This window comes from Paeniglutamicibacter sp. (assembly GCF_046714615.1).
GTDB lineage: Bacteria > Actinomycetota > Actinomycetes > Actinomycetales > Micrococcaceae > Paeniglutamicibacter.
The window spans coordinates 38859-60557 of record NZ_JBKKAP010000105.1 but is presented as its reverse complement, the minus strand read 5'-3'; the positions used below and the strand labels follow the sequence as shown (position 1 = coordinate 60557).

Annotated in this window: 19 protein-coding genes; 16 read left to right on the top strand and 3 right to left on the bottom strand. The window is 65.1% G+C overall.

Annotated features, from left to right (window positions below; genetic code table 11):
• The first annotated feature begins 29 nt into the window (after positions 1-29).
• The 5 genes from rimP to rbfA all read left to right on the top strand — a co-directional run bounded on the left by rimP (position 30) and on the right by rbfA (position 5769).
• Complete coding sequence (gene rimP, locus ACLQ7E_RS13165) at positions 30-608, top strand: ribosome maturation factor RimP (RefSeq protein WP_411733028.1); 579 nt, start codon at positions 30-32, stop codon at positions 606-608.
• A 1-nt stretch (position 609) separates the two neighbouring features.
• Positions 610-1584, top strand: coding sequence for a transcription termination factor NusA (gene nusA / locus ACLQ7E_RS13160; RefSeq protein ID WP_411733027.1), 975 nt, complete (start codon positions 610-612; stop codon positions 1582-1584).
• 230 nt (positions 1585-1814) lie between these two features.
• Positions 1815-2144, top strand: a complete 330-nt coding sequence (locus tag ACLQ7E_RS13155; RefSeq protein ID WP_411733026.1) for a YlxR family protein — start codon at positions 1815-1817, stop codon at positions 2142-2144.
• A 161-nt stretch (positions 2145-2305) separates the two neighbouring features.
• Positions 2306-5218, top strand: a complete 2913-nt coding sequence (gene infB / locus ACLQ7E_RS13150; protein ID WP_411733025.1) for a translation initiation factor IF-2 — start codon at positions 2306-2308, stop codon at positions 5216-5218.
• Positions 5219-5334: 116 nt separating this feature from the next.
• Entirely contained in the window at positions 5335-5769 is a 435-nt protein-coding gene (gene rbfA, locus ACLQ7E_RS13145; RefSeq protein WP_411733024.1) for a 30S ribosome-binding factor RbfA, read from the top strand.
• 117 nt (positions 5770-5886) lie between these two features.
• On the opposite strand, the gene ACLQ7E_RS13140 is transcribed toward rbfA, so the two are convergent.
• Positions 5887-6987: a ScyD/ScyE family protein gene (locus ACLQ7E_RS13140; RefSeq protein WP_411733023.1), complete on the bottom strand. Its 1101-nt coding sequence runs from the start codon at positions 6985-6987 to the stop codon at positions 5887-5889.
• 530 nt (positions 6988-7517) lie between these two features.
• Between ACLQ7E_RS13140 and truB the strand changes: the two genes are divergently transcribed.
• The 3 genes from truB (at position 7518) to ACLQ7E_RS13125 (ending at position 9351) form a co-directional block, all read left to right on the top strand.
• Positions 7518-8396: a tRNA pseudouridine(55) synthase TruB gene (gene truB / locus ACLQ7E_RS13135; protein WP_411733042.1), complete on the top strand. Its 879-nt coding sequence runs from the start codon at positions 7518-7520 to the stop codon at positions 8394-8396.
• A gap of 74 nt (positions 8397-8470) precedes the next feature.
• Positions 8471-8845: a hypothetical protein gene (locus ACLQ7E_RS13130; RefSeq protein ID WP_411733022.1), complete on the top strand. Its 375-nt coding sequence runs from the start codon at positions 8471-8473 to the stop codon at positions 8843-8845.
• Positions 8842-9351, top strand: coding sequence for a hypothetical protein (locus ACLQ7E_RS13125; RefSeq protein WP_411733021.1), 510 nt, complete (start codon positions 8842-8844; stop codon positions 9349-9351). Before ACLQ7E_RS13130 ends, ACLQ7E_RS13125 begins: the two co-directional genes overlap by 4 nt.
• A 90-nt stretch (positions 9352-9441) precedes the next feature.
• Here ACLQ7E_RS13125 and ACLQ7E_RS13120 read toward each other — a convergent pair whose 3' ends face one another.
• Entirely contained in the window at positions 9442-10059 is a 618-nt protein-coding gene (locus ACLQ7E_RS13120) for a DUF937 domain-containing protein (RefSeq protein WP_411733020.1), read from the bottom strand.
• A 179-nt stretch (positions 10060-10238) separates the two neighbouring features.
• Between ACLQ7E_RS13120 and ACLQ7E_RS13115 the strand changes: the two genes are divergently transcribed.
• The 7 genes from ACLQ7E_RS13115 to narI all read left to right on the top strand — a co-directional run bounded on the left by ACLQ7E_RS13115 (position 10239) and on the right by narI (position 19628).
• Positions 10239-11186: a bifunctional riboflavin kinase/FAD synthetase gene (locus ACLQ7E_RS13115; protein WP_411733019.1), complete on the top strand. Its 948-nt coding sequence runs from the start codon at positions 10239-10241 to the stop codon at positions 11184-11186.
• Positions 11179-11997, top strand: coding sequence for a class I SAM-dependent methyltransferase (locus tag ACLQ7E_RS13110; protein WP_411733018.1), 819 nt, complete (start codon positions 11179-11181; stop codon positions 11995-11997). Before ACLQ7E_RS13115 ends, ACLQ7E_RS13110 begins: the two co-directional genes overlap by 8 nt.
• A gap of 325 nt (positions 11998-12322) precedes the next feature.
• On the top strand, positions 12323-12517 hold the full coding sequence (locus tag ACLQ7E_RS13105; RefSeq protein WP_411733017.1) for a hypothetical protein: 195 nt from the start codon (positions 12323-12325) through the stop codon (positions 12515-12517).
• A 385-nt stretch (positions 12518-12902) separates the two neighbouring features.
• Positions 12903-16607: a nitrate reductase subunit alpha gene (locus ACLQ7E_RS13100; protein WP_411733016.1), complete on the top strand. Its 3705-nt coding sequence runs from the start codon at positions 12903-12905 to the stop codon at positions 16605-16607.
• Positions 16607-18229 (top strand): nitrate reductase subunit beta, encoded by a 1623-nt coding sequence (narH, locus tag ACLQ7E_RS13095; RefSeq protein WP_411733015.1) that lies wholly within the window; start codon positions 16607-16609, stop codon positions 18227-18229. The genes ACLQ7E_RS13100 and narH overlap by 1 nt, the downstream gene beginning before the upstream one ends.
• Positions 18226-18882 carry a nitrate reductase molybdenum cofactor assembly chaperone gene (gene narJ / locus ACLQ7E_RS13090; RefSeq protein ID WP_411733014.1) on the top strand — a complete coding sequence of 219 codons (657 nt, stop codon included), beginning with the start codon at positions 18226-18228 and terminating at the stop codon, positions 18880-18882. Before narH ends, narJ begins: the two co-directional genes overlap by 4 nt.
• Positions 18882-19628, top strand: a complete 747-nt coding sequence (narI, locus tag ACLQ7E_RS13085; RefSeq protein ID WP_411733013.1) for a respiratory nitrate reductase subunit gamma — start codon at positions 18882-18884, stop codon at positions 19626-19628. The genes narJ and narI overlap by 1 nt, the downstream gene beginning before the upstream one ends.
• A 50-nt stretch (positions 19629-19678) precedes the next feature.
• Here the strand turns inward: narI and ACLQ7E_RS13080 are convergent, their stop codons facing one another.
• A complete protein-coding gene (locus ACLQ7E_RS13080) occupies positions 19679-20806 on the bottom strand; it encodes a tellurite resistance/C4-dicarboxylate transporter family protein (protein ID WP_411733012.1) in 1128 nt (375 codons plus the stop codon).
• 383 nt (positions 20807-21189) lie between these two features.
• Between ACLQ7E_RS13080 and rpsO the strand changes: the two genes are divergently transcribed.
• Complete coding sequence (gene rpsO / locus ACLQ7E_RS13075) at positions 21190-21459, top strand: 30S ribosomal protein S15 (protein ID WP_411733011.1); 270 nt, start codon at positions 21190-21192, stop codon at positions 21457-21459.
• Positions 21460-21699: the final 240 nt, after the last annotated feature.

The window sequence follows — 21699 nt, the reverse complement described above, 5'->3', positions numbered from 1 at the left end:
ACAACATCGAATAATGTGGGAGGACTTTCATGACCGGCAAGCCGGCAGACATCCAGCTCGAGGCGGCCCGCCTCACCGAACTACTGGAGCCCACCGTCGCCTCCCACCAGCTGGTGCTTGAAGAAGTCGAGGTCCGCCGTGCCGGGGACCAGCGCATCGTGCACGTGGTGGTCGACGTTACCGAGGGCACCGAGGGCATCCTGCTCGACCAGGTGGCCGAGGTCTCCCGCTCGATCTCCGAGGCCCTGGACAAGGACCCTCACGACACCTCTGACCCCTACGAGCTTGAGGTTTCCTCTCCCGGCACCTCCCGCCCGCTGACCCTGCCGCGCCACTGGCGCCGCAATGTCGGGCGCATGGTGAAGGTCAACGTAATCGGCGAGGACAACCTGCTCGGCCGCCTGACGGAGGTGGACGATGCAGGAATCACCATCGTCCCTGAACTCGCGGTGAAGAAGGGCATGAAGCCCAAGCAGGGCGAACCCCGCAACATTGAATTTGGATCGATCCGCCGCGGCAACGTCGAGGTGGAGTTTGCCCGTGCCGAAAGCGCGGACCTGGCTGAACTAGAACTTGACGACGAAGACGACGAAAACGTGGAGGCCTGAGTTGGACATTGATATGAGCGCGCTGCGCATGCTCGAAAAAGAGCGGGAAATCCCGATCGAGGTGCTCATCCCCACCATTGAGCAGGCCCTGCTCATTGCCTACCAGAAGTCCCCGGGTGCGATGCCGCAGGCACGCGCCGAGGTCGACCGCCGCAACGGCCACGTGACGATCTTCGCCACCGAGACCGAGGAAGACGGCACCGTCGTGGGCGAGTTCGACGACACCCCGACCGGCTTCGGCCGCATTGCCGCCTCCACCGCACGCCAGATCATCCTGCAGCGCCTGCGCGATGCCGAGGACGACAACGTCGTGGGCGAGTTCAAGAACAAGATCGGCGAGATCGTCTCCGGACAGATCCAGCAGGGCAACAACCCGATCATGGTCCAGGTGAACCTGGGCACCGTCGAGGCATTGCTGCCGCCGCCGGAGCAGGTGCCGGGTGAGAAGTACACCCACGGCAACCGCATCCGCTGCTACGTGGTCGATGTGAACCGCGGCCCCAAGGGCCCCGCGGTAACCCTGTCGCGCTCGCACCCGAACCTGGTGCGCCGCCTCTTCGAGCTCGAGGTCCCGGAGATCGCCGACGGCGCCGTGGAAATCGTCGCTCTGGCCCGCGAAGCCGGCCACCGCACCAAGATCGCCGTGCAGGGCAACATCCCGGGCGTCAACGCCAAGGGTGCCTGCATCGGTGAAATGGGTTCGCGCGTGCGTGCAGTGATGACCGAGCTGAACGACGAGAAGATCGACATCGTCGACTTCAACGAGGACCCGGCGAAGTTCATCGCCTCGGCCCTCTCCCCGTCCAAGGTCGTCTCGGTGACCATCACCGACGAGTCGACCCGATCGGCCCGCGTCGTGGTGCCGGACTACCAGCTCTCGCTGGCCATCGGCAAGGAAGGGCAGAACGCCCGCCTGGCCGCCAAGCTCACCGGCTGGCGCATCGACATCATTTCGGACGCGGTCGACGCCAAGTAACCGCACCCCCGTTTCAGGGCCGTCGCGCCCCGCGACCTGCCGGCACCACCTCGGTGCCGGAAGGTCGCGGGCCGGCGGCCCTTTTGCTTCCCGGATTCCGGCCCGGAGCGCCCGCACAGTGTGATCGATTCGAGTGTCCCACGGCACGCTCCACGGATTGACGAAACGCGCTAGACTTGTCTGTGGTCCACTATGCATAGTGGCAAATCAATTTCGGGAGAAGAACCAACGTGCCTTTGCAGCATCAGCCGCAGCGCACGTGTATTGGTTGCCGATCGGTGGTGGACCAGAACCAGCTGAAGCGCTGGGTACTGAAGGCGCAGGACGGAAAATTCATTCCCGTGCCCGATCCCACCCGGAGCTTCCCCGGGCGGGGTGCATGGCTGCACCCGAACCCGGAATGTGCCCAACGCGCCGTTCAACGCGGGGCATTCGCGCGGTCCTTCAGGACCAACGTGGATGTTTCCGCACTTGTGGCGGAGTCGAGGGCCAAGGACAGGACCCAACCTGGGAAACCGGCCTTTACAAACGTCCAACCTGAAAGCGGGTCAGAAATCTGATGGAAACCCGATGAGTTCCAAGCGATGAGCGCCTAACGATGACACATCGGTTAAGCGTCGCAGCGCCTGTGGCATCCGTTTTGGATGCTGGGCTAGACAGCAAACGTTGGTTCGTGCCAAAAACTTTTTAGAAGTGGTGCGGACCTTCAGACAGGAGAAATGTGGCTAAGGTCCGCGTACACGAGCTCGCCAAAGAGCTCGGAATCACTTCAAAGGATGCAGTTGCCAAACTGCAGGAAATGGGCGAATTCGTCCGTTCCGCATCCTCAACCATCGAGGCACCGGTAGTGCGCAAGTTGCGCTCCGCGTTCCCGAACGCTGCTCCGGCAGCACCCAAGGCAGCACCGGCAGCAAAGGCTCCGGCCGCAGCGCCTGCAGCCCCTGCAGCCCCGGGCGCCAGCGCCCCGAAGCCGGCCGGCGTCACGCCGACCCCGGCCCCGGCCGCCGCTGCAGCACCCGCTGCTTCCGCCCCGGAGGCTTCGGCCCCGGCAGCACCCGCAGCCTCGGCTCCGGCCGCTCCGCGTCCGGGTGTCAAGCCCGGTGCACCGCGTCCGGGCAACAACCCGTTCTCCTCCCAGCAGGGCATGCGCCCCACCGGTGAGAATGCACGTCCCGAGCGCACCGAGCGCCCCGAGCGTACGGACCGCCCCGAGCGTTCCGACCGTTCGGCAGCACCCCGTCCGGGTGGCAAGCCAGGCGCACCGCGTCCGGGCAACAACCCGTTCGCATCCCAGCAGGGCATGCGCAGCGGCGGCCCCGGCGCCGGAGGCCCCCGTCCGGGCGGTCCCCGCCCGGGTGGCCCGCGTCCCCCGGCAGGTGCCGGTGGCCCCCGCCCCGCAGCAGGTGCCGGCGGTCCCCGCCCGGCAGGTGCCGGTGGATCACGTCCGGGCGCTCCGCGTCCGGCCGGTGCTCCCGGTGCAGGCCCGCGCACCCCGGGAGGCGCTCGCGCTACTCCCGGCATGATGCCCAACCGCACCGAACGTCCGGCTCCGGCCGGCGCACGTCCGGGTGGAGCAGGCGGCCGCGGCGGTCCGGCACGTCCGGGCGGCGCTCCGGGCGGAGCCCCGGGAACTCCCGGTGCAGGTACCGGTGGCGGCGGCTACAAGGGCGGCGGCGGTCCGAACCGCGGTCGCGGTGGCACACAGGGTGCCTTCGGCAAGGGCGGTGCAGGCCGCGGCAAGCAGCGCAAGTCGAAGCGCGCCAAGCGCCAGGAACTCGAGCAGATGAGTGCTCCGAGCCTGGGCGGCGTTTCGGTGCCTCGCGGCAACGGAACCACCGAGGTTCGTTTGCGCCGTGGTGCATCGATCACCGACTTCGCCGACAAGATCAACGCCAACCCGGCAGCTCTTGTCACCGTGCTCTTCCACCTGGGAGAAATGGCAACGTCCACGCAGTCGCTGGATGAGGCCACCTTCGATGTCTTGGGCACCGAGCTCGGCTACGTCGTCACCGTCGTGTCCCCGGAGGACGAAGAGCGCGAATTGCTCGCCTCGTTCTCCATCGACTTTGACGCCGAGCTTGAGGCCGAGACCGAAGACATGCTTGAGGCACGTCCGCCGGTTGTCACCATCATGGGTCACGTTGACCACGGTAAGACCCGTCTGCTCGATGCCATCCGCAAGTCCAACGTCATTGAGGGCGAAGCAGGCGGCATCACCCAGCACATCGGTGCTTACCAGATCCACCACGTGCACGAGGAAATCGATCGCGCGATCACCTTCATTGACACCCCGGGCCACGAGGCGTTCACCGCCATGCGTGCCCGTGGCGCCAAGGTCACCGACATTGCCGTGTTGGTTGTTGCAGCGGACGACGGCGTCATGCCGCAGACCGTTGAAGCACTCAACCACGCCAAGGCCGCCGGTGTCCCGATCGTCGTGGCAGTGAACAAGGTCGACAAGGCTTCGGCCAACCCGGACAAGGTCAAGGGCCAGCTGGCCGAATACGGCCTGGTTCCGGAGGAATACGGTGGCGACACCATGTTCATCCACGTGTCCGCCTTGCAGAAGGTCGGCATCGACGAGCTGCTTGACGCGGTGCTGTTGACCGCCGATGCCGCGTTGGACATGCGTGCCAACCCGGACAAGGATGCTCGCGGTATCGCGATCGAAGCGAACCTGGACAAGGGTCGCGGCGCCGTTGCCACCGTGCTGGTTCAGTCCGGTACCTTGGCCGTCGGCGACACCATCGTTGCCGGCACCGCCCACGGTCGTGTGCGTGCCATGTTCGACGAGAACGGCGAAAACCTCGACGTTGCACTGCCCTCGCGTCCGGTTCAGGTCCTGGGCCTGTCCTCGGTGCCGCGTGCAGGTGACACCTTCCTGGTGACCGATGACGAGCGCACCGCTCGCCAGATCGCCGAGAAGCGCGAAGCCGCGGACCGCAATGCGGCCCTGGCCAAGCGTCGCAAGCGCATCACCCTGGAAGACTTCGACCAGGCTGTTGCCGACGGCAAGATCGATACCCTTAACCTCATCCTCAAGGGTGACGTTTCCGGTGCCGTGGAAGCCCTGGAAGATTCGCTGCTCAAGATCGATGTTGGAGAAGGCGTGCAGCTGCGCGTCATCCACCGCGGTGTTGGCGCCATCACCCAGAACGACGTCAACCTGGCGACCGTTGACAATGCCATCATCATTGGCTTCAACGTCAAGCCGGCCGAGCGCGTCGCCGACCTGGCCGACAAGGAGGGCGTCGACATGCGCTTCTACTCGGTCATCTACGGCGCCATCGATGACATCGAACTGGCACTCAAGGGCATGCTGAAGCCCGAGTACGAGGAGGCCCAGCTGGGCACCGCGGAGGTCCGCGAGGTCTTCCGTTCCTCGAAGTTCGGCAACATCGCCGGCTCGATCGTCCGCTCGGGTACCATCCGACGCAACTCCAAGGCACGAGTCCTCCGCGATGGCAAGGTCATCGGCGAAGGCCTCACCGTGGACTCGCTCAAGCGGTTCAAGGACGACGCCACCGAGGTCCGCACGGACTTCGAATGTGGTATCGGCCTGGGTTCGTTCAACGACGTCCAGGACGGCGACACGATCGAGACCTACGAAATGCGCGAAAAGCCGCGCGCTTAATCAATATCAAGCGCTGGTAATCGACGGTAGGGGGCCGCAACCGCTCAGGTTGCGGCTCCCCGCCGTCGAAGCGCATTAACCGGCACTTTCACGGGTGCCGAGAAAAAGGAGTGATCATGGCTGACTCAGCTCGCGCCGCTAAACTGGCCCAACGCATCAAGGTGGTTGTTGCCCAGGCCCTGGGCAAGGCCGTCAAGGACCCGCGCGTGGAGGCCATCACGGTCACCGATGCGCGCGTGACCAACGACCTGCAGCACGCAACCATCTACTACACGGTCTTCGGCGACGACGAAGCCAAGTCCGATGCGGCCGCCGCCCTGGAAAAGTCCAAGGGTGTGCTTCGCAAGGAGGTCGGCAAGAACGTGACCGTTCGCCTGACCCCGACCCTGGAATTCGTTGCCGACGAGATCCCCGTCAACGCCTCGAACCTCGAGGCGCTGCTTCGCGTCGCCAAGGCAAAGGACGCAGAGGTCGCCGCACTGGCAGCCGGCAAGAACTTCGCCGGAGACGCAGACCCGTACAAGCGCGACGAGGAAGACGAAGACGCCTAGGCGATTTCGCTTCCGCCCGCACGTCGGGCACGAGGAAACCCCGGACGGGACCCTGCTTTTGCAGGACCCCCGTCCGGGGTTTCCTCGTTTCCCAGGGAACGCAAGCGGTGCGTGCGCCTACTTGATGGTGGCGGTCACCAGCTTGCCGGACGGGGTCAGCGCCTCGGTGCTGGCTATCAACTTGTTGTTGTGGATGGCAACATCGCTGGCCATCATCGCGGGCAACACCGTCACTGCCTTGCCCTTGACGATCTTGGCGACGCCGCCGCCGAAGAGTTCGGCCACGTAGACGTTGCCCCGCTTGTCCAGGGCGATGCCCGTGGGGCCGCTGAGCCCCGTGGCGACGGTCTGGGTCTTCTTGGTGTGAAGGTTCGTCTTGTAGACCTTGCCCCTGGACAGGGACTCGCCCGGCACCCCGGGCAACACGGTGTAGTACAGCCAATTGCCCTTGACGGTGATGTCGGTGGGAACGGGCTGTGCCCAATAGGTGAGTCCGAGCATGCAGTCGGGGACCGTGATGCCCATTTCACCTGCCGCTTCCCGTACCGCCTCGGTGATGGTGACAGGTTCGGCGGGAAGCGCCTTGACGAGGGAAACCTTGCCCTGGTTGTTCACATGCAGGATCGTGTTGGCCCCCGCGTCGCCGACGTAAACGCCGTTGCGTGCCGGGAGGCTGGAGAACGGGTGCGAGTAGAGCTCGCCCATTGAACGCATCTCCGGTGCCTGCGCCAGGCAGCTGGCCGAGGCGTCCCGAACGCCGTACACTGTCTGGGCGTCGGGATCGTGTTTCTTCTCGAACTCCAGCAGGTCCGTGATGGTCCGGATCTTGCCGTTCTTGTCGATGGACTTCAGTAGCGCCGGTGTCGCCCCGCTGGGTGGTTCCTCGCCGGTGGCCCCCGCGTTTTCGAAGTAGTAGGTGGTGCCGCGGGCATGGGAGACGCCGGCGATTTCCTTGCCGGGCGCATTGACCAGCGTGGTCTTCGCGCCGGAGGGTGAGACGGAGGTGACCTTGCCGGCGAATGCCTCGGCGACGAGGATGTTGCCGTTCGGTCCGAAGGCGACCTTCAGCGGGCCGCTGAGGCCTTGCGCCAGCGTCTTGACGTTGGTGATGCCAGGTGCGGGTTGGTGGTACTTGCTGGTGGCCTGGGCCGGGGCGACGCTGAGCGTCACCGTCATGGCCGAGGCAGCGGCTACCGCCGCGAGTGCGCGAAACTTCATGCTGGGGATCCTTATCAAAAGAACTGGACGCACCGCTTCGTTGCGGCGCGTGGACTATTGAACCGGCTCGTTTTCTCCGTGCGCCATGGCCCCAAGTTGTATCGAAATGGCCGTGCCCGCCGGTTGCTGCCGCGAGGCAACAACCGGCGGTTGGCGAATGACGCCGATGAGAAATGGACGAGTGGATGCCGTATACACGGGACGAGGGTGTTGGCGCCCCAGCTACACCTTGCCCGACACACATGATCCGGCCGTGGCCAGACACCCAGAACGCTAGGCGGAGGGCACCATGAAGTCAATGCCGCACGTTGGTCTACTTTTGATGACGCCGACGGGGGTGCGTCCACCGGCAAATGCCCCTGATGGCTGGCGGCGGGATCTGGGCGGCAGGCGGCCGAGGGCGGGAACCGATGATTCGTGGATAGCTTGGCCACATTGGTCTCCGGTCCACATGCGTAGGGAAATTGCCCCCAGGGAACCGGCCTATACTGGAGGGCGTGAAAACAGCCGCGCAGAACCCCACGGAACCCATTGGCTCAGGCCTGGTCATTGTCGACAAACCGCAGGGTTGGACGAGCCATGATGTGGTTGGCCGCACACGCCGGTTGGCAGGTACCCGCAAGGTCGGACACGCGGGCACCTTGGACCCGATGGCCACCGGCGTACTGGTGCTTGGCATCAACAAGGCCACCCGCCTGCTGACCTACATCGTGGGCGCCAACAAGACCTACACCGCCACCATCCGCCTGGGGGAGTCGACGATCACCGACGACGCCGAGGGCGAGATCGTGCAAACCCGGATCGCCGCCGCCCTCACCGAGGAGGCCATCCACGCCTCCATCGCCAAGCTCACCGGACCGATCGAGCAGGTACCCTCCTCCGTCAGCGCCATCAAGGTCAATGGCGAGCGCGCCTATGCCCGGGTGCGCGCCGGGGAAGACGTGAAGCTGGCGGCACGACCCGTCACCATCCACCGCTTCGAGGTGCACGACATCCGCCGCGAACGCGGCGGCAAGGTGCTGGACATCGACGTGACGGTTGAATGCTCCTCGGGCACCTACATCCGGGCCCTGGCCCGCGACCTGGGCGAGGACCTGGCAGTGGGCGGGCACCTGACCGCGCTGCGCCGCACCGAGGTCGGGCCCTACACGCTGGACCGCGCGCGCACCCTCGAGCAGCTGGCCAAGGACTTCGAGTACCTGCCGCTGGAGAAGGCGGCCGACGCCCTGTTCCCGCGCCGGGACCTGAGCGAGCACGAGCGCTCCGAGCTCTCCTTTGGCCGGAGGATCGGCGTGAACGAGACAGAGGAGACGACCGCGGCATTTGCCCCGGACGGAACCCTGGTGGCGCTGCTGAAGAACAAGGGCGAGAATGCCAAGCCAGAACTGGTATTTGCCCCGGCTTCCTAGGAAAAGACGTGCCGGGATGAGCCGGTGACCGTGGCTTTGTGTGAACGAACAATTTCTAAGGGGTAACTTCCGCCGTGATCGTTGACGGATTCTTTATTGCCGGGACCATCCTGTGCGCCGTGGCCGTGCTGCTGGGCGTGGTGGCCACCGTCATCCGCACCTACCCGGATGACTTTGCCCTGGTGTCGGTGGCGCTGCTGGAGGTGTTCCTGGTGGTCTACGGGATCGCCGCGGCCATCCGCCAGGCCGGGGGACAGATGATCAGCGGGGAACCGTGGGAGTTCTGGGGCTACCTGCTCACCGCGCTGCTGATCCCGGCGCTGGCCTTCATCTGGGCGGTCACCGACAAGTCGCGGTACTCGAACACGGTGTTGGCGGTCTCCGGGGCGATCGTCTTTGTCATGTTGTACAGGATGGAACAAATTTGGGACGGAGTACTGCCTGCATGAGCGAGCAAGGAAAGAACACGGTGAAGCGTTCGCGCATCGCCGACGCCGCAACGCGTGGAGGTCGCAAGAAGCCCGCGCGCTCCAATGGCGGACGCAGCTCCGGTCTGGGCCGCATCATCATCGCCGTCTACGGGGTGCTGGCGCTTTCGGCCACGGTCCGTGCCGTCTACCAGATCATGCAGGAATTCTCCGCAGCGCCACTGGCCTACCTGCTCAGCGCCCTGGCCGGGCTGGTCTACATCGTGGCGACCCTCGCAATGGCCTCCAAGCGTCCCGGCAGCTGGAAGCTCTCCTGGTACGCAGTGCTCTTTGAACTCATTGGGGTTTTGGTGGTCGGGACGCTGAGCTTCGCCTTGCCGAGCCTCTTTGCCCACCCGGCGGTCTGGTCGCACTTCGGCTCCGGCTACGGCTACGTGCCGCTGGTGCTGCCGCTGATCGGACTGTGGTGGCTGGGCCGCCACCGCATGAATGACGGACAGGCGCAGCCTACGGAACCCGTGGCCTAGTTCCATACCTACGCGAGGAGCCGGATTGCCTGCACCCCTGCCCATGGGGCGGGGTGCAGGCAATCCGGCTCCGGTGTTTGTGGCCTAAGGTTACTTCTTGCCGAAGAGCCCGCCGAGGATCCCGCCAAGGTCCAGGCCACCGGCACCCTGGCCGGCTGCCGGTGTGGATCCCTGCTGCGTGCCGGCGCCGCCGAAAAGACCGCCCAGGATCCCGCCGAGGTCCAGTCCGCCGGCGCCCTGGGTTCCCGCCGCGCCCTGCCCGCCGAGCAGACCGCCCAACAGGCCGCCCAGCCCGCCCTGTGAGGAGGAAAGCTTCTTGGCCAGGAACGCCATGACGATCGGGGCCAGGATCGGCAACGCCTTCTGCACCAGCGCGCCCAGGTCCACGCCGCCGGGTGCCGCACCGCTGAGCTGGGAGGCAAGCGCCGACTGGTTATCACCCAGGGAGTGCTGCACGATCTTCTGCCCGTCCGCGGTGTCCACCGCGTCGATGTCGACCCCGCCGTCCAGGAACGTCGCGTCGTGCTGCTTAATGGCCGAGGCCAGGGCGTCCTCGCCCTCGGGGGAGGACGCGTTGTTTTGCAGGCCCGCCAGCAGCGAGGGCAGTGCGGTGGCGGCGGTGGCGCGGGCGGTCTCGGCGTCGACGCCCAGCTTCGCACCCAGCTGGTCAAGGGGGATCAGGTCAAGCAGTTCATTAAGGTCGGCCATGAGTTGCTCCTTGTGATTGGCGGGCCGGACGGAATTGCGGCCCTGCGCCCATCCTATGGCGCACGCCACCGCCATGGGCGCATGGATGGACGCAAGAATCGGCACTTGACGTATTTGTCGTCCATAATGGTTATGGCCGGTCTCAAAGCGGCCGCCCGGATGACCAGCGAAGGAGCAACGTGCACTATTGGAAAGGCCTTGAAGCCGTACCGCCCGGCATTGGCCCCTCGGTAGTGACCATCGGCAACTTCGACGGCGTCCACCGCGGACATCGCGAGGTGCTCGCCGCGGTGGTTGCCACCGCGAAGGCGCGAAACGCAAAGGCCGTTGCCATCAGCTTTGACCCGCACCCGTCGCAGGTGCACCGCCCCGATGAGGCACCTGAACTGATCATGGGACTCGAGGACCGCATCGAGACCCTCGCCGACGAGGGTCTGGACGGCCTGCTCATGATCCGCTACACCCTTGACTTCGCCCAGGCCACCGCCGAGGAATTCGTTGCCAAGGTCATTGTTGGCGCGCTGAACGCCTGCACCGTGGTGGTTGGCCACGACGTGCGCTTCGGCCGCGCGAACACCGGGGACTTCGCCGCGATGGTAGAGCTGGGCAAGCAATACGCATTCGACGTCATTGGCGTCGAGGACGTGGGCGATCACCGCCGCTGGTCATCGACCTGGGTGCGCGAGGCACTGAACCGCGGGGAAGTGGCAACCGCCGCCCAGATCCTGGGCCGTCCGCACCGGATGCGCGGCGAGGTAGTGCACGGTGCAGCACGCGGCCGCGAACTCGGATTCCCCACCGCAAACCTCGACCCCTCCGCCTCGGGCATCATCCCCGCGGACGGCGTGTACGCCGGCTGGCTGGTCGACGAAGCGCAGGTGCGCTGGCCGGCAGCCATTTCCGTGGGATCGAACCCGACCTTCGAGGGCGTCAGCCGCCAGGTCGAGGCCCACGTGATCGACCGCCCGGCCGAGGGCGTGGAGGACTTCGACCTGTACGGCCAGCAGGTCGCCGTGGAATTCGTCGAGCACCTGCGCCCCATGGTGGCCTACCGGGGCATCGAGGCCCTGATCGAACAGATGCGCGAGGACGTCGCACGCACCCGTACCGTCCTGCTTGATGCCTGATAAGGGCCCCGGGCCAACCGGGGCAACTCCGCGCCCGGTTCCCGGGCTGCCCGCACGCGCCTTCACCATGGACGCCAAGCGGCGCCGGGAGCTGGCCCGCGCGTTCAAGGCCGGGGGAGCGCACTACGACGCCGTGCGCCCGAACTACCCGGATGCGGCACTGGACTTCATGGTGCCGCCCGCCGCACGCGATGCCGTGGACGTGGGGGCCGGCACCGGGATCTTCACCGCGCAACTGCTGGGCCGCGGGCTGAAGGTCGGCGCCGTGGAACCCTCGGACGACATGCTCGCGGTGCTCCGTAGCCGCCTGCCGGAGGTCACGGCCACCGCAGGGACCGGGGAAAGCACCGGGCTCGATGAATCGAGCGCGGATGTCATCACCTACGCCCAGGCCTGGCACTGGGTCGATCCGAAGGCCGCCAGCGCCGAGGCCGCCCGCGTGCTGCGCCCGTGCGGGCAATTGTCCCTGGTCTGGAACCAGCTCGATGTCTCGGTGTCGTGGGTGCACCGCCTGGCGCGAATCATGCATGCAGGGGATGTGCACCGCCCTGACTTCGTCCCGCCCCTGGGCCCGGAGTTCCACGCGCCGGAGTCCGGGGCCTGGACCTGGGAACAACTGCTGAGCGGCGAGCAGGTCATTGAGCTGGCCAAGTCCCGCAGCTACTACCTGCGTGCAGGAGCCGCGACCCGGGCGCGGGTCGAGCACAACCTGTCCTGGTACCTATATGACCACCTGGGTCACCAGCCGCAGGAGCCTTTCGCGCTGCCGTACCTCACCCACGCCTGGCGGGCCAGGTTGCGCGCGGCGTAGCCGGTGCCTGCCCGGCCATTGGAAAGAACTTGTCGTCCAGAAGCAGCGGACACTGAGGGAGGTTCCCTGGTTGTCTTGAGGGGGGCCGGGGAAACCCGTGACTCATCGAGGGGTGCCGCGTCATCCGGCCACCGCCAAACTTCCGATCGATGACCAGGGACCGTGCCAGGACCGGGCGCGGGGAAGACGTCCGAAGCAACGGCGTCCACGCCCCGCGGCAACGCACCACCCGGAAACGGACTTCGACGTGTTTACCGCTGCCCAGGAAGCGGTCGGAACCTGCAACCGGTAGGTCTTTCTTGATTGCTTGACGGTGCGGGATTCCGTGGCCTTTTCCAAGTTGGCCGTTCTCAAGTTCTTCGACCGCTGGCCCGACTTCACCTGGAACTTCTTGCTGGTGTTGTCCGCGTTGTCGCGGCGGTCGCTCAAATGCCGTTTGAGGGAGCTGTCGCAGGAGTCAAACCCGGCGCTGGTGCCTGCGGGCTCCACCCTGGTACCGGTGAGTCCATCGGTTGGTTGATAGCGCGCAGATACCCATGGGTCGTATCTCCATGTCCGTGCCCGGAACCCCCGGAACCGTTGTCAACGCCGTCCCCTTGAGCCGGTACGTGGACGCAGGGTCATGGCGAGGGGCGCGCGTCGGGATCGTTGTGCCTTCCGCACTGGACAACGGGAAGGCATTGCTGCAGCCGATTTCCCAGGCGGTGGCCGCATATTTTCGGCCCGGATGCACCGCCGGATGCCGGGCCTGGCGACAGGGAGGTGTGATGGTGGTCTCAAACCTTCCATGTTACCGTGAGGGGACTTCGTGGTTCTGGGCCCGGTCACACTGTTTTTCTCCACGTGGGTTCGGGCATACGCACCGATTCATTCCGGCGTTCTAGCGCCGGGGGAGAAGGATCGTCATGGGCACCAGCATGAACACCGGATTGACAGACGCGTTGATCAAGACCCGAAGATTCTTCACCAACAAGGAGGTTGTGTCCCCCGACGGGCGCTCCCTGCTCAAGGTCGGCGGGCGTACCGGGGACGCGTTTTACCGCGATCGCTGGAGCCACGACAAGGTTGTCCGCTCCACCCACGGGGTGAACTGCACGGGCTCCTGCTCGTGGAACGTGTACGTCAAGGACGGCATCATCACCTGGGAAACCCAGGCCGTCGATTACCCCACCACTGGTCCCGACAAGCCCGAATACGAGCCGCGTGGCTGCCCGCGCGGCGCTTCCTTCTCCTGGTACACCTACTCGCCGACCCGGACCCGTTATCCGTACATCCGCGGGGTGTTGCTGGAGATGTACCGGGAAGCCAAATCCCGGCTGAAGGATCCTGTGCTGGCGTGGGCGGATGTCACCGAGGACCCGGAACGCGCGCAGAAGTACAAGCGGGCGCGCGGCAAGGGCGGACTGGTGCGCGCATCCTGGGACGAGGCTGTCGAGATCGTCGCCGCCGCGCATGTGCACACCATCCGCAAATGGGGGCCGGACCGGATTGCCGGATTCTCGCCGATCCCGGCAATGTCGATGGTCTCCCACGCCTCCGGGGCCCGCTTCGTGAACCTGATCGGAGGTTCGATGCTGAGCTTCTACGACTGGTACGCCGACATGCCGATCGCGTCCCCGCAGGTTTTCGGTGACCAGACCGATGTGCCCGAATCCGGGGACTGGTGGGATGCCGGCTACCTCATGATGTGGGGATCCAACGTTCCGGTGACCCGGACCCCCGACGCGCACTGGATGACCGAGGCGCGCTACCGGGGGCAAAAAGTGGTCGTGGTGTCCCCAGACTTTGCCGACAGCACCAAGTTCGCCGATGAATGGCTGGCCGCCGCACCGGGCACCGACGGCGCCTTGGCCATGGCAATGGGACATGTGATCCTCAAGGAATTCCACGTTGAGCGGCAGACCCCCTACTTCACGGGGTACATAAAGAAATATACCGACCTGCCGTTTTTGGTCACCCTGGATGAGGCGCGCGATGCGGCCGGGGAGCGCACGTTCACCGCCGGAAAATTCCTCACGGCCGAGGACCTGACCACAGAGATCGCCCATGAAGAGGAAAACGCGGCCTTCAAGGCGGTGCTCGTGGATGCGGTGACCGATCGACTCGTGGTGCCCCCGGGCACCCTGGGGCACCGCTACGGCGAAACGGGCGTGGGCAAGTGGAACCTGGATCTGGGGGACATCGACCCGAGGCTCACGCTGATCGATAATGCGGATGAAAACGTGGGCGTGGACATGCCGCGCTTTGACGCAGGCCAGGGCAACATCGGGGTCATCCGCCGCGGGGTGCCTGCGCGCCGGGTCGCCGGCAGGTTGGTGACCACCGTATTTGACTTGCTGCTGGCGCAATACGGGGTGGGGCGTCCCGGGCTTCCGGGGCAGTGGCCCACCGGCTACGACGACGCCGAGTCCCCGTACACCCCGGCCTGGCAGGAAAACATCACCGGGGTCCCGGCGGCTGCCGCCGAACGGATCGGCCGGGAGTTCGCGCAGAACGCCGAGGATTCCAAGGGCCGGTCCATGATCCTGATGGGCGCCGGAACCAACCACTGGTTCCACTCGGACACCATCTACCGCACGTTTTTGACCATGACCACTGTCACCGGATGCCAAGGGGTCAACGGTGGCGGCTGGGCACACTACGTGGGCCAGGAAAAGGTCCGTCCGCTGACCGGATACACCCAGCTGGCCAATGGCCTGGATTGGATGCGTCCTGCGCGAAACATGGTGCAGACCGCCTATTGGTACCTGCACACCGACCAGTTCCGTTACGACCAGTTCGGTGCGGACGCGCTCACCGCCCGGACCGGCAAAGGCCAGCTGGCGGGCAAAACGACCGCCGATGTCATCGCCCAGTCCGCGCGGCTGGGCTGGATGCCCTCCTATCCCACCTTTGACCGCAACCCGCTGGTGATCGGCGCCCAGGCCCGGGAAAAAGGGCAATCGGCCAAGGACTACGTGGTCGATGAGCTCAAGGCCGGACGCCTGGCCTTCGCCGCGGAGGACCCCGACGCTCCGGAGAACTTTCCCCGGGTGCTTTCGCTGTGGCGCTCGAACCTGATCGGTTCCTCGGCCAAGGGCAACGAGTACTTCCTGAATCACCTGCTGGGGGCCTCGCACACCATCACCGCGAAGGAAACCGCCGAACAGTTCCGGCCCAAGGACGTGAAATGGCACCAAAAGGCACCGATCGGCAAGCTTGATTTGCTGACTACGCTGGATTTCCGGATGACCAGTTCGACCCTGCACTCGGATATCGTGCTGCCGGCGGCGACTTGGTATGAGAAATACGATCTGTCCACCACGGACATGCACCCGTTCGTGAACTCCTTCAACCCCGCCATCTCTCCGCCCTGGCTCGCGCGCACGGACTGGGATGCGTGGCAGGAGATCTCCCGGGTCTTCAGCAAGCTGGCCGAACGCCACCTGGGCACGCAGACCGACGTGGTCGCCGCGCCGCTGACCCACGACACCCCCGACGCGATGGCGGCTCCGCACGGAAAGGTCAGGGACTGGAAATACGGGGAATGCGAGCCCGAGCCGGGCGTCACCATGCCGAAGATCATCGAGGTCGAGCGGGACTACACCGCGATCGGCGAGAAGATGCGATCGGTCGGGCCCCTGCTGGACACACTGGGAGCCACCACCAAGGGCGTCACCTATGACCTGGGCCCGGAAATCGAGGAGCTGAAAAAGAAGAACGGGGTTGTCCGAGGTGGCCTGGCCCACGGGCGCCCGGACATCCTCAAGGACTTCCAGGCCTGCGAGATGATCCTGATGCTCTCGGGCACCACCAACGGGCGCCTGGCGACCGAGGGCTTCAAGACGCTGGAGAAGCGCACCGGCACCAAGCTGCACGATTTGGCCTCGGAGCACGAGGGCAAGCGCATCACCTTTGCCGACACCCAGCGTGGGCCGGTGCCGGTGATCACCTCGCCGGAATGGTCCGGCTCCGAATCCGGGGGACGGCGGTACTCCCCGTTCACCATCAACGTCGAGCGGCTCAAGCCGTGGCACACGCTCACCGGGCGGATGCACTTCTACCTGGACCATGACTGGATGACCGAGCTGGGCGAATCCCTTCCCACCTTCCGGCCTCCCCTGGACATGACGGCGCTGTTCGACGAGCCGGCAATCGGGTCCACATCATCGGCGGGCATTACCGTGCGGTACCTGACGCCGCACAACAAATGGTCCATCCACTCCGAGTACCAGGACAACCTGCTCATGCTCTCGCTGTTCAGGGGCGGGCCGGGGATCTGGATGAGCCCGATCGATGCGGCGAAGATCGGGGTGAAGGACAACGAATGGATCGAGTCGGTCAACCGCAACGGCACCGTCACCGCCCGGGCCATCGTTTCGCACCGGATGCCCGAGGGAACCGTCTACATGTACCACTCCCAGGACCGGCTGATCGACATGCCGCTTTCGGAGACCAGCGGCCAGCGCGGAGGCAACCACAACTCGCTGACACGGCTGATGATCAAGCCCACGCACATGATCGGCGGCTATGCCCAACAGACCTACGCCTTCAACTACATGGGGCCCACGGGAAACCAACGCGACGAAGTCACCGTGATTCGGCGCCGCAGCCAGAAGGTGGAGTACTGATGCGCATCATGTCGCAGATGGCCATGGTGATGAACCTGGACAAGTGCATTGGCTGCCACACCTGTTCGGTCACCTGCAAGCAGGTCTGGAGCAACAGGTCAGGAGCCGAGCACGTCTGGTTCAACAACGTGGAGACCCGGCCCGGGCAGGGATACCCGCGCACCTACGAGGACCAGGAAAAGTGGAAGGGTGGCTGGACGCTGACCAAGCGCGGCCGGCTCAAGCTCAAGGCCGGCGGTCGGCTGAAGAACCTCATGACCATCTTCGCGGCCCCCAACCTGCCGGGCATCAAGGACTACTACGAGCCCTGGACCTACGACTACGACAACCTGACCACCGCCCCGGCCCAAAAGCACATGCCGGTGGCACGGCCCAAGTCGTTGCTCACCGGGGAGAACACCAAGATCACCTGGTCCTCGAACTGGGATGACGACCTTGCCGGGTCGACCCAGAACACGCACAACGACCCGATCCTGAAGCAGATCGGGGACAAGATCAAGTTCGAATACGAACAAACCTTCATGTTTTACCTGCCACGCATCTGCGAGCACTGCCTGAACCCCTCCTGCGTCTCCTCCTGCCCCACCGGGGCCATCTACAAGCGCGAGGAAGACGGGATCGTCCTGGTGGACCAGGACCGCTGCCGCGGCTGGCGCCAGTGTGTGGGCGGTTGCCCGTACAAGAAGATGTATTTCAACAACAAGACCGGCAAGGTCGAGAAGTGCACTTTCTGCTACCCGCGCATCGAGATCGGCCAGCCCACCATCTGCTCGGAGACCTGCGTGGGGCGCCTGCGCTACCTCGGGCTGATGCTCTACGACGCGGACAAGGTATTGGAGGCGGCATCCACCACGGACGAACACGGTCTCTACGAGGCCCAGCGCAGCGTGTTCCTGGATCCCCGGGATCCGGAGGTCATCCGCGAAGCGAGGCTGGCCGGCATTCCGGATGACTGGGTGGAAGCGGCCCAGCGCTCGCCGATCTGGGCATTGATCAACGAATACAAGGTGGCCCTGCCGCTGCACCCCGAATACCGCACCATGCCGATGGTCTGGTACATCCCCCCGCTCTCCCCGGTCGTGGATGCGGTCGGCGAGACCGGGGAAGACCCGGAGCGGAAGGACAACTTGTTTGCGGCCATTGACAAGCTGCGGATCCCGATCGAGTACCTGGCCGGGCTCTTCACCGCGGGGGACACGGTGCCGGTGGACCGCGTCCTGCACAAGCTTGCGGCCATGCGCTCGTACATGCGCGACATCAACATGGGATGGGAACCCAACGAATCGATCGCCGAATCGGTGGGGATGACCGGGCAGCAAATCCAGGACATGTACCGGCTGCTGGCCATCGCCAAGTACGAGGAACGCTACGTGATCCCGGCGGCCCACTACGAGGACGCCCACAAGCTGGAGAACATCGCCACGGACTGTTCGCTGAATGTCGAGGGAGGACCGGGCATGGGCGGGATGGATGATTCTTTTGGTGACAACCCCGGGGCCGGGGGACCGGATGTCCCGGGTCGCCCCGAAGGGGTGCGCATCAACCTGCTGAACTGGAACGGCCAGGGCACACCCACGGGGCTGTTCCCCGGCACGCCACCTGCCCCGGGAGCCGCCCCGTGACGCCCAAGGTGCCGGCCCTGAAATACTCCCGGGACGAAATCACCGCGGCCTGGCAGTGCGCCTCCATCCTGCTGGACTATCCCGACGAGCTGCTGCTCTCGCGCCTGGACCTGCTTGACGAGGTCGCAGCATCCCTGCCGGTGAAGATCGGGTCGGGCCTGCTGGAAACGATTCAATTCCTGCGCCGGCCCGGGGTGGCGGACACACAAAGCCAATACGTTGACACCTTCGACACGCGTCGGCGCGGCTGCCTGTTCCTGACCTACTTCTCCAATGGCGAGACCCGGAAGCGGGGGCTGGCGCTGCTGCGCATCAAGCAGGTCTATGCCCGGGCCGGCCTAGAGCTGGCCCCGGAGCAACTGCCGGACCACCTGTGCGTGGTCCTGGAGTTCGGCGCGCTCACCGATGCCAAGGCGGGGCTGAAGATCATCCTGGACAACCGGGCCGGCCTGGAGCTGCTTCGCCTTCACCTGCGCGAGACCGGCTCACCATGGTCGGGGGCCATCGAATCGGTCTGCGCGACCCTCCCGGCGCTGAAGGGCACGGACCACGAAATCGTGGCGCGGCTGATTGACGAAGGACCCGCGGACGAACAGGTTGGACTGGACACCTATGGAATGCCGGATTTGGCACCGATTCAAGGAGGCGTGTGATGGGCAACGGATGGGATGTGTTCCTGTGGCTGATTTTCCCCTACATCTGCCTGACGGTCTTTGTCCTGGGGCATATCTGGCGATACCGCCATGACAAGTTCGGGTGGACCTCGCGTTCGAGCCAGATGTACGAGAGCAGCATCCTGCGCTGGGCCAACCCGATGTTCCACTTCGGCATCCTGGCCGTCTTCCTTGGCCATGTCATGGGCCTTGGCATTCCCAAGAGCTGGACGGATGCCATGGGCGTTTCGGATGGGCTGTACCACTTCATGGCCATCTCGGTGGGCGCCGTTGCCGGGGTCTTCACCATTGTCGGATTCCTCGGACTGGTCTACCGGCGCCGCTTCACCAAGGCGGTGATGGGGGCAACCACCGTGATGGACAAGATCATGTACCTCATGCTCGGAATCGTGATCCTGGGCGGACTGGTGAACACCGCCTCCGGGGTGGCGGGGGACTACAACTACCGGGAGGGGGTGTCGGTCTGGTTCCGCAGCATCTTCTACTTCAACCCGCAGCCGGAGTTGATGGTCGGTGCCCCGCTGAGCTTCCAGTTCCACGCGGTTGCCGCCATCGCGCTGTTCGCACTGTGGCCCTTCACCCGCTTGGTGCACGTGTTCACCGCGCCGGTGGGCTATCTCTTCCGCCCCTATGTCCTGTATCGCAGCCGTGACGCCCACGAGGGGTCGCGGGCGCACCGGCGCGGGTGGGACAAGGTCGATACGATCCCGCGCCGCCGAAAGTGAATCAGGCAGCGCGCGAACCATGTCCTGTCCCGGGGCTCCGGCCAACGATTTCAGGGCGTGGAAGGGCCCTGCCGCGTTCCACGGAGGTTTCGGCGACGGCGCAACCAGGAGAATGCCGCATGGGCCATGGCGAGGGAGGATGCCAGCCAGGCGAGCAGCGCCACCCAAATGATGATCCGGCCAAGGCCCACCATGAAGTCCAGTTCCTCGACACCGCCAAAGAGCATGCTGGCGCTGGCATACATGCCCAGCGGGAAGACGATGCTCCACAGGCTGATTTCATAGCGCAAGGGCCGGTGCCGCAGCCCGTGCCGCCAGATCCCGAAGAGCAGCAGCAGCGGGATCCACCACAGGCCCAGGGCCCACAGGATGAAGCTGATTCCGGCAACGGCCGGCGCCGCTGTTTCCATGATGGGCATCGTGGCGGGAAGCAGCAGGATCCGCGATCCGGCCAGCACGGAGATGGCCGTGGCACCCATGTAGATCCAGTAGGTGGGGCTCAGGGACGCCGGGTCCACGGGGTGGGTGAGCAGCCGTATCGTGACAAGGGTGGCCACTATCAGGTAGAGCATCACCCCGACGCCCCACAGCCCGACGGCAGCGGCACCCAGCAGCGCCGACCCGCCCAGGAGGGCCACCATGGCTGCCGCCACGGCAACGGACTGGGTTCCCACCACCCACAGGAACCAGCTGCCGTTGATTTCCGCGATCATGGGGTTTTTGCGCTCCGCGACCAGCAACTCCGTTGGCAACGTGTAGTTGAGCACCAGCCACACGACGGCGCCCAAGATGGCCATCGCCATGGCCGTCGTGATCCAGCCGTACATCTCAAATCGCGAGCCAAGCACGTTGGCGGCGGCCACGATCGTGAAGAACCCGAAGGCGCGACCGGGACTGCGGACATCGCGCATCACCAGGGCGAACGACCCGATCAATCGCATCAGGGTCGCTGCGGCGAGCACGATGCCGGCGAGAACGGCAATGATGAAAAGTATCAGCGCCAGCAAGGTTGCGCCGTAGAGGTCCAGGCCGGTCGAGACTATTCCGGTGGCCATCACAAAGGAAAAGGAAGCCGGCGGGAGGTTGGCGATCAGTCCGCCCGATGGTTTGTCGACACCGGGGATCGGTGCGTTGGCGGGATTGAGTTGACCTTCGCTGAATTCGTCGGAGGCCTGCATGGCTACCGGCCCGGGCCAATCGGGGCTCGGGGCACGGCGTTGTCCCGAGAGGGATCCATGTTTCGTCCCTTGGGCTCGGGTGCAGCCCGATCGCCGGATTGTGGATCCCTTGGCCTTGCTTCCATGCCTTCACCCTAGGCATCCAAGGGGCCGGTGGCCAGAGAAGCCAGGCAAGTCGACAGGAATCGTCCGGATCATCGCATGCGGCGGCATGGTGTGAATCGGTGCCTGCAGGCTGCGGTGCCTGTGCTCTGCGTCTCCACGCGTGCCGGGGTGCACATCCGTTTGCTAGACTTGACGACGGTGCCCGCTGCAGTCCGCGGTTGCGAGCGCACCTGCCGGAAACGGTGTTTTTGAAACGCGGTACAACTCTAGGAGTTATTGTGGCATTAGACGCCGCTATCAAGCAGGAAATCATGAAGGCCTACGCCACCAGCGAAGGCGATACCGGTTCACCCGAGGTTCAGGTCGCCGTGATGTCACGTCGCATCCTGGATCTGACGGAGCACCTGAAGATGCACAAGCATGACCACCACACCCGCCGCGGCCTGATGGCCCTGGTTGGTCGTCGTCGTCGTATGCTTGCATACCTCAAGGGCACCGACATCGAGCGTTACCGTACGCTGATCGAGCGCCTCGGCCTCCGTCGCTAGTCGTTAGCACTAGGTTTGATTGAGATTCCCCGGTTCCCGTCACAGGGCACCGGGGAATTTTTTTGCCCGGAGGGCGGCGGTGCCGGGGCCAGGGTTCCGCGGCAGTCTGTTTGTGGCCTGTGTATTTTTGGTGAACTTCGCGGGATGGGCGCACTTTTCGGCAGGGGACGTCGAACGCGGTAAAATAATTCGAGGATCAAGTAAAAATTTCGCCGCGAATCGGCGCGATCGATCAGGAGA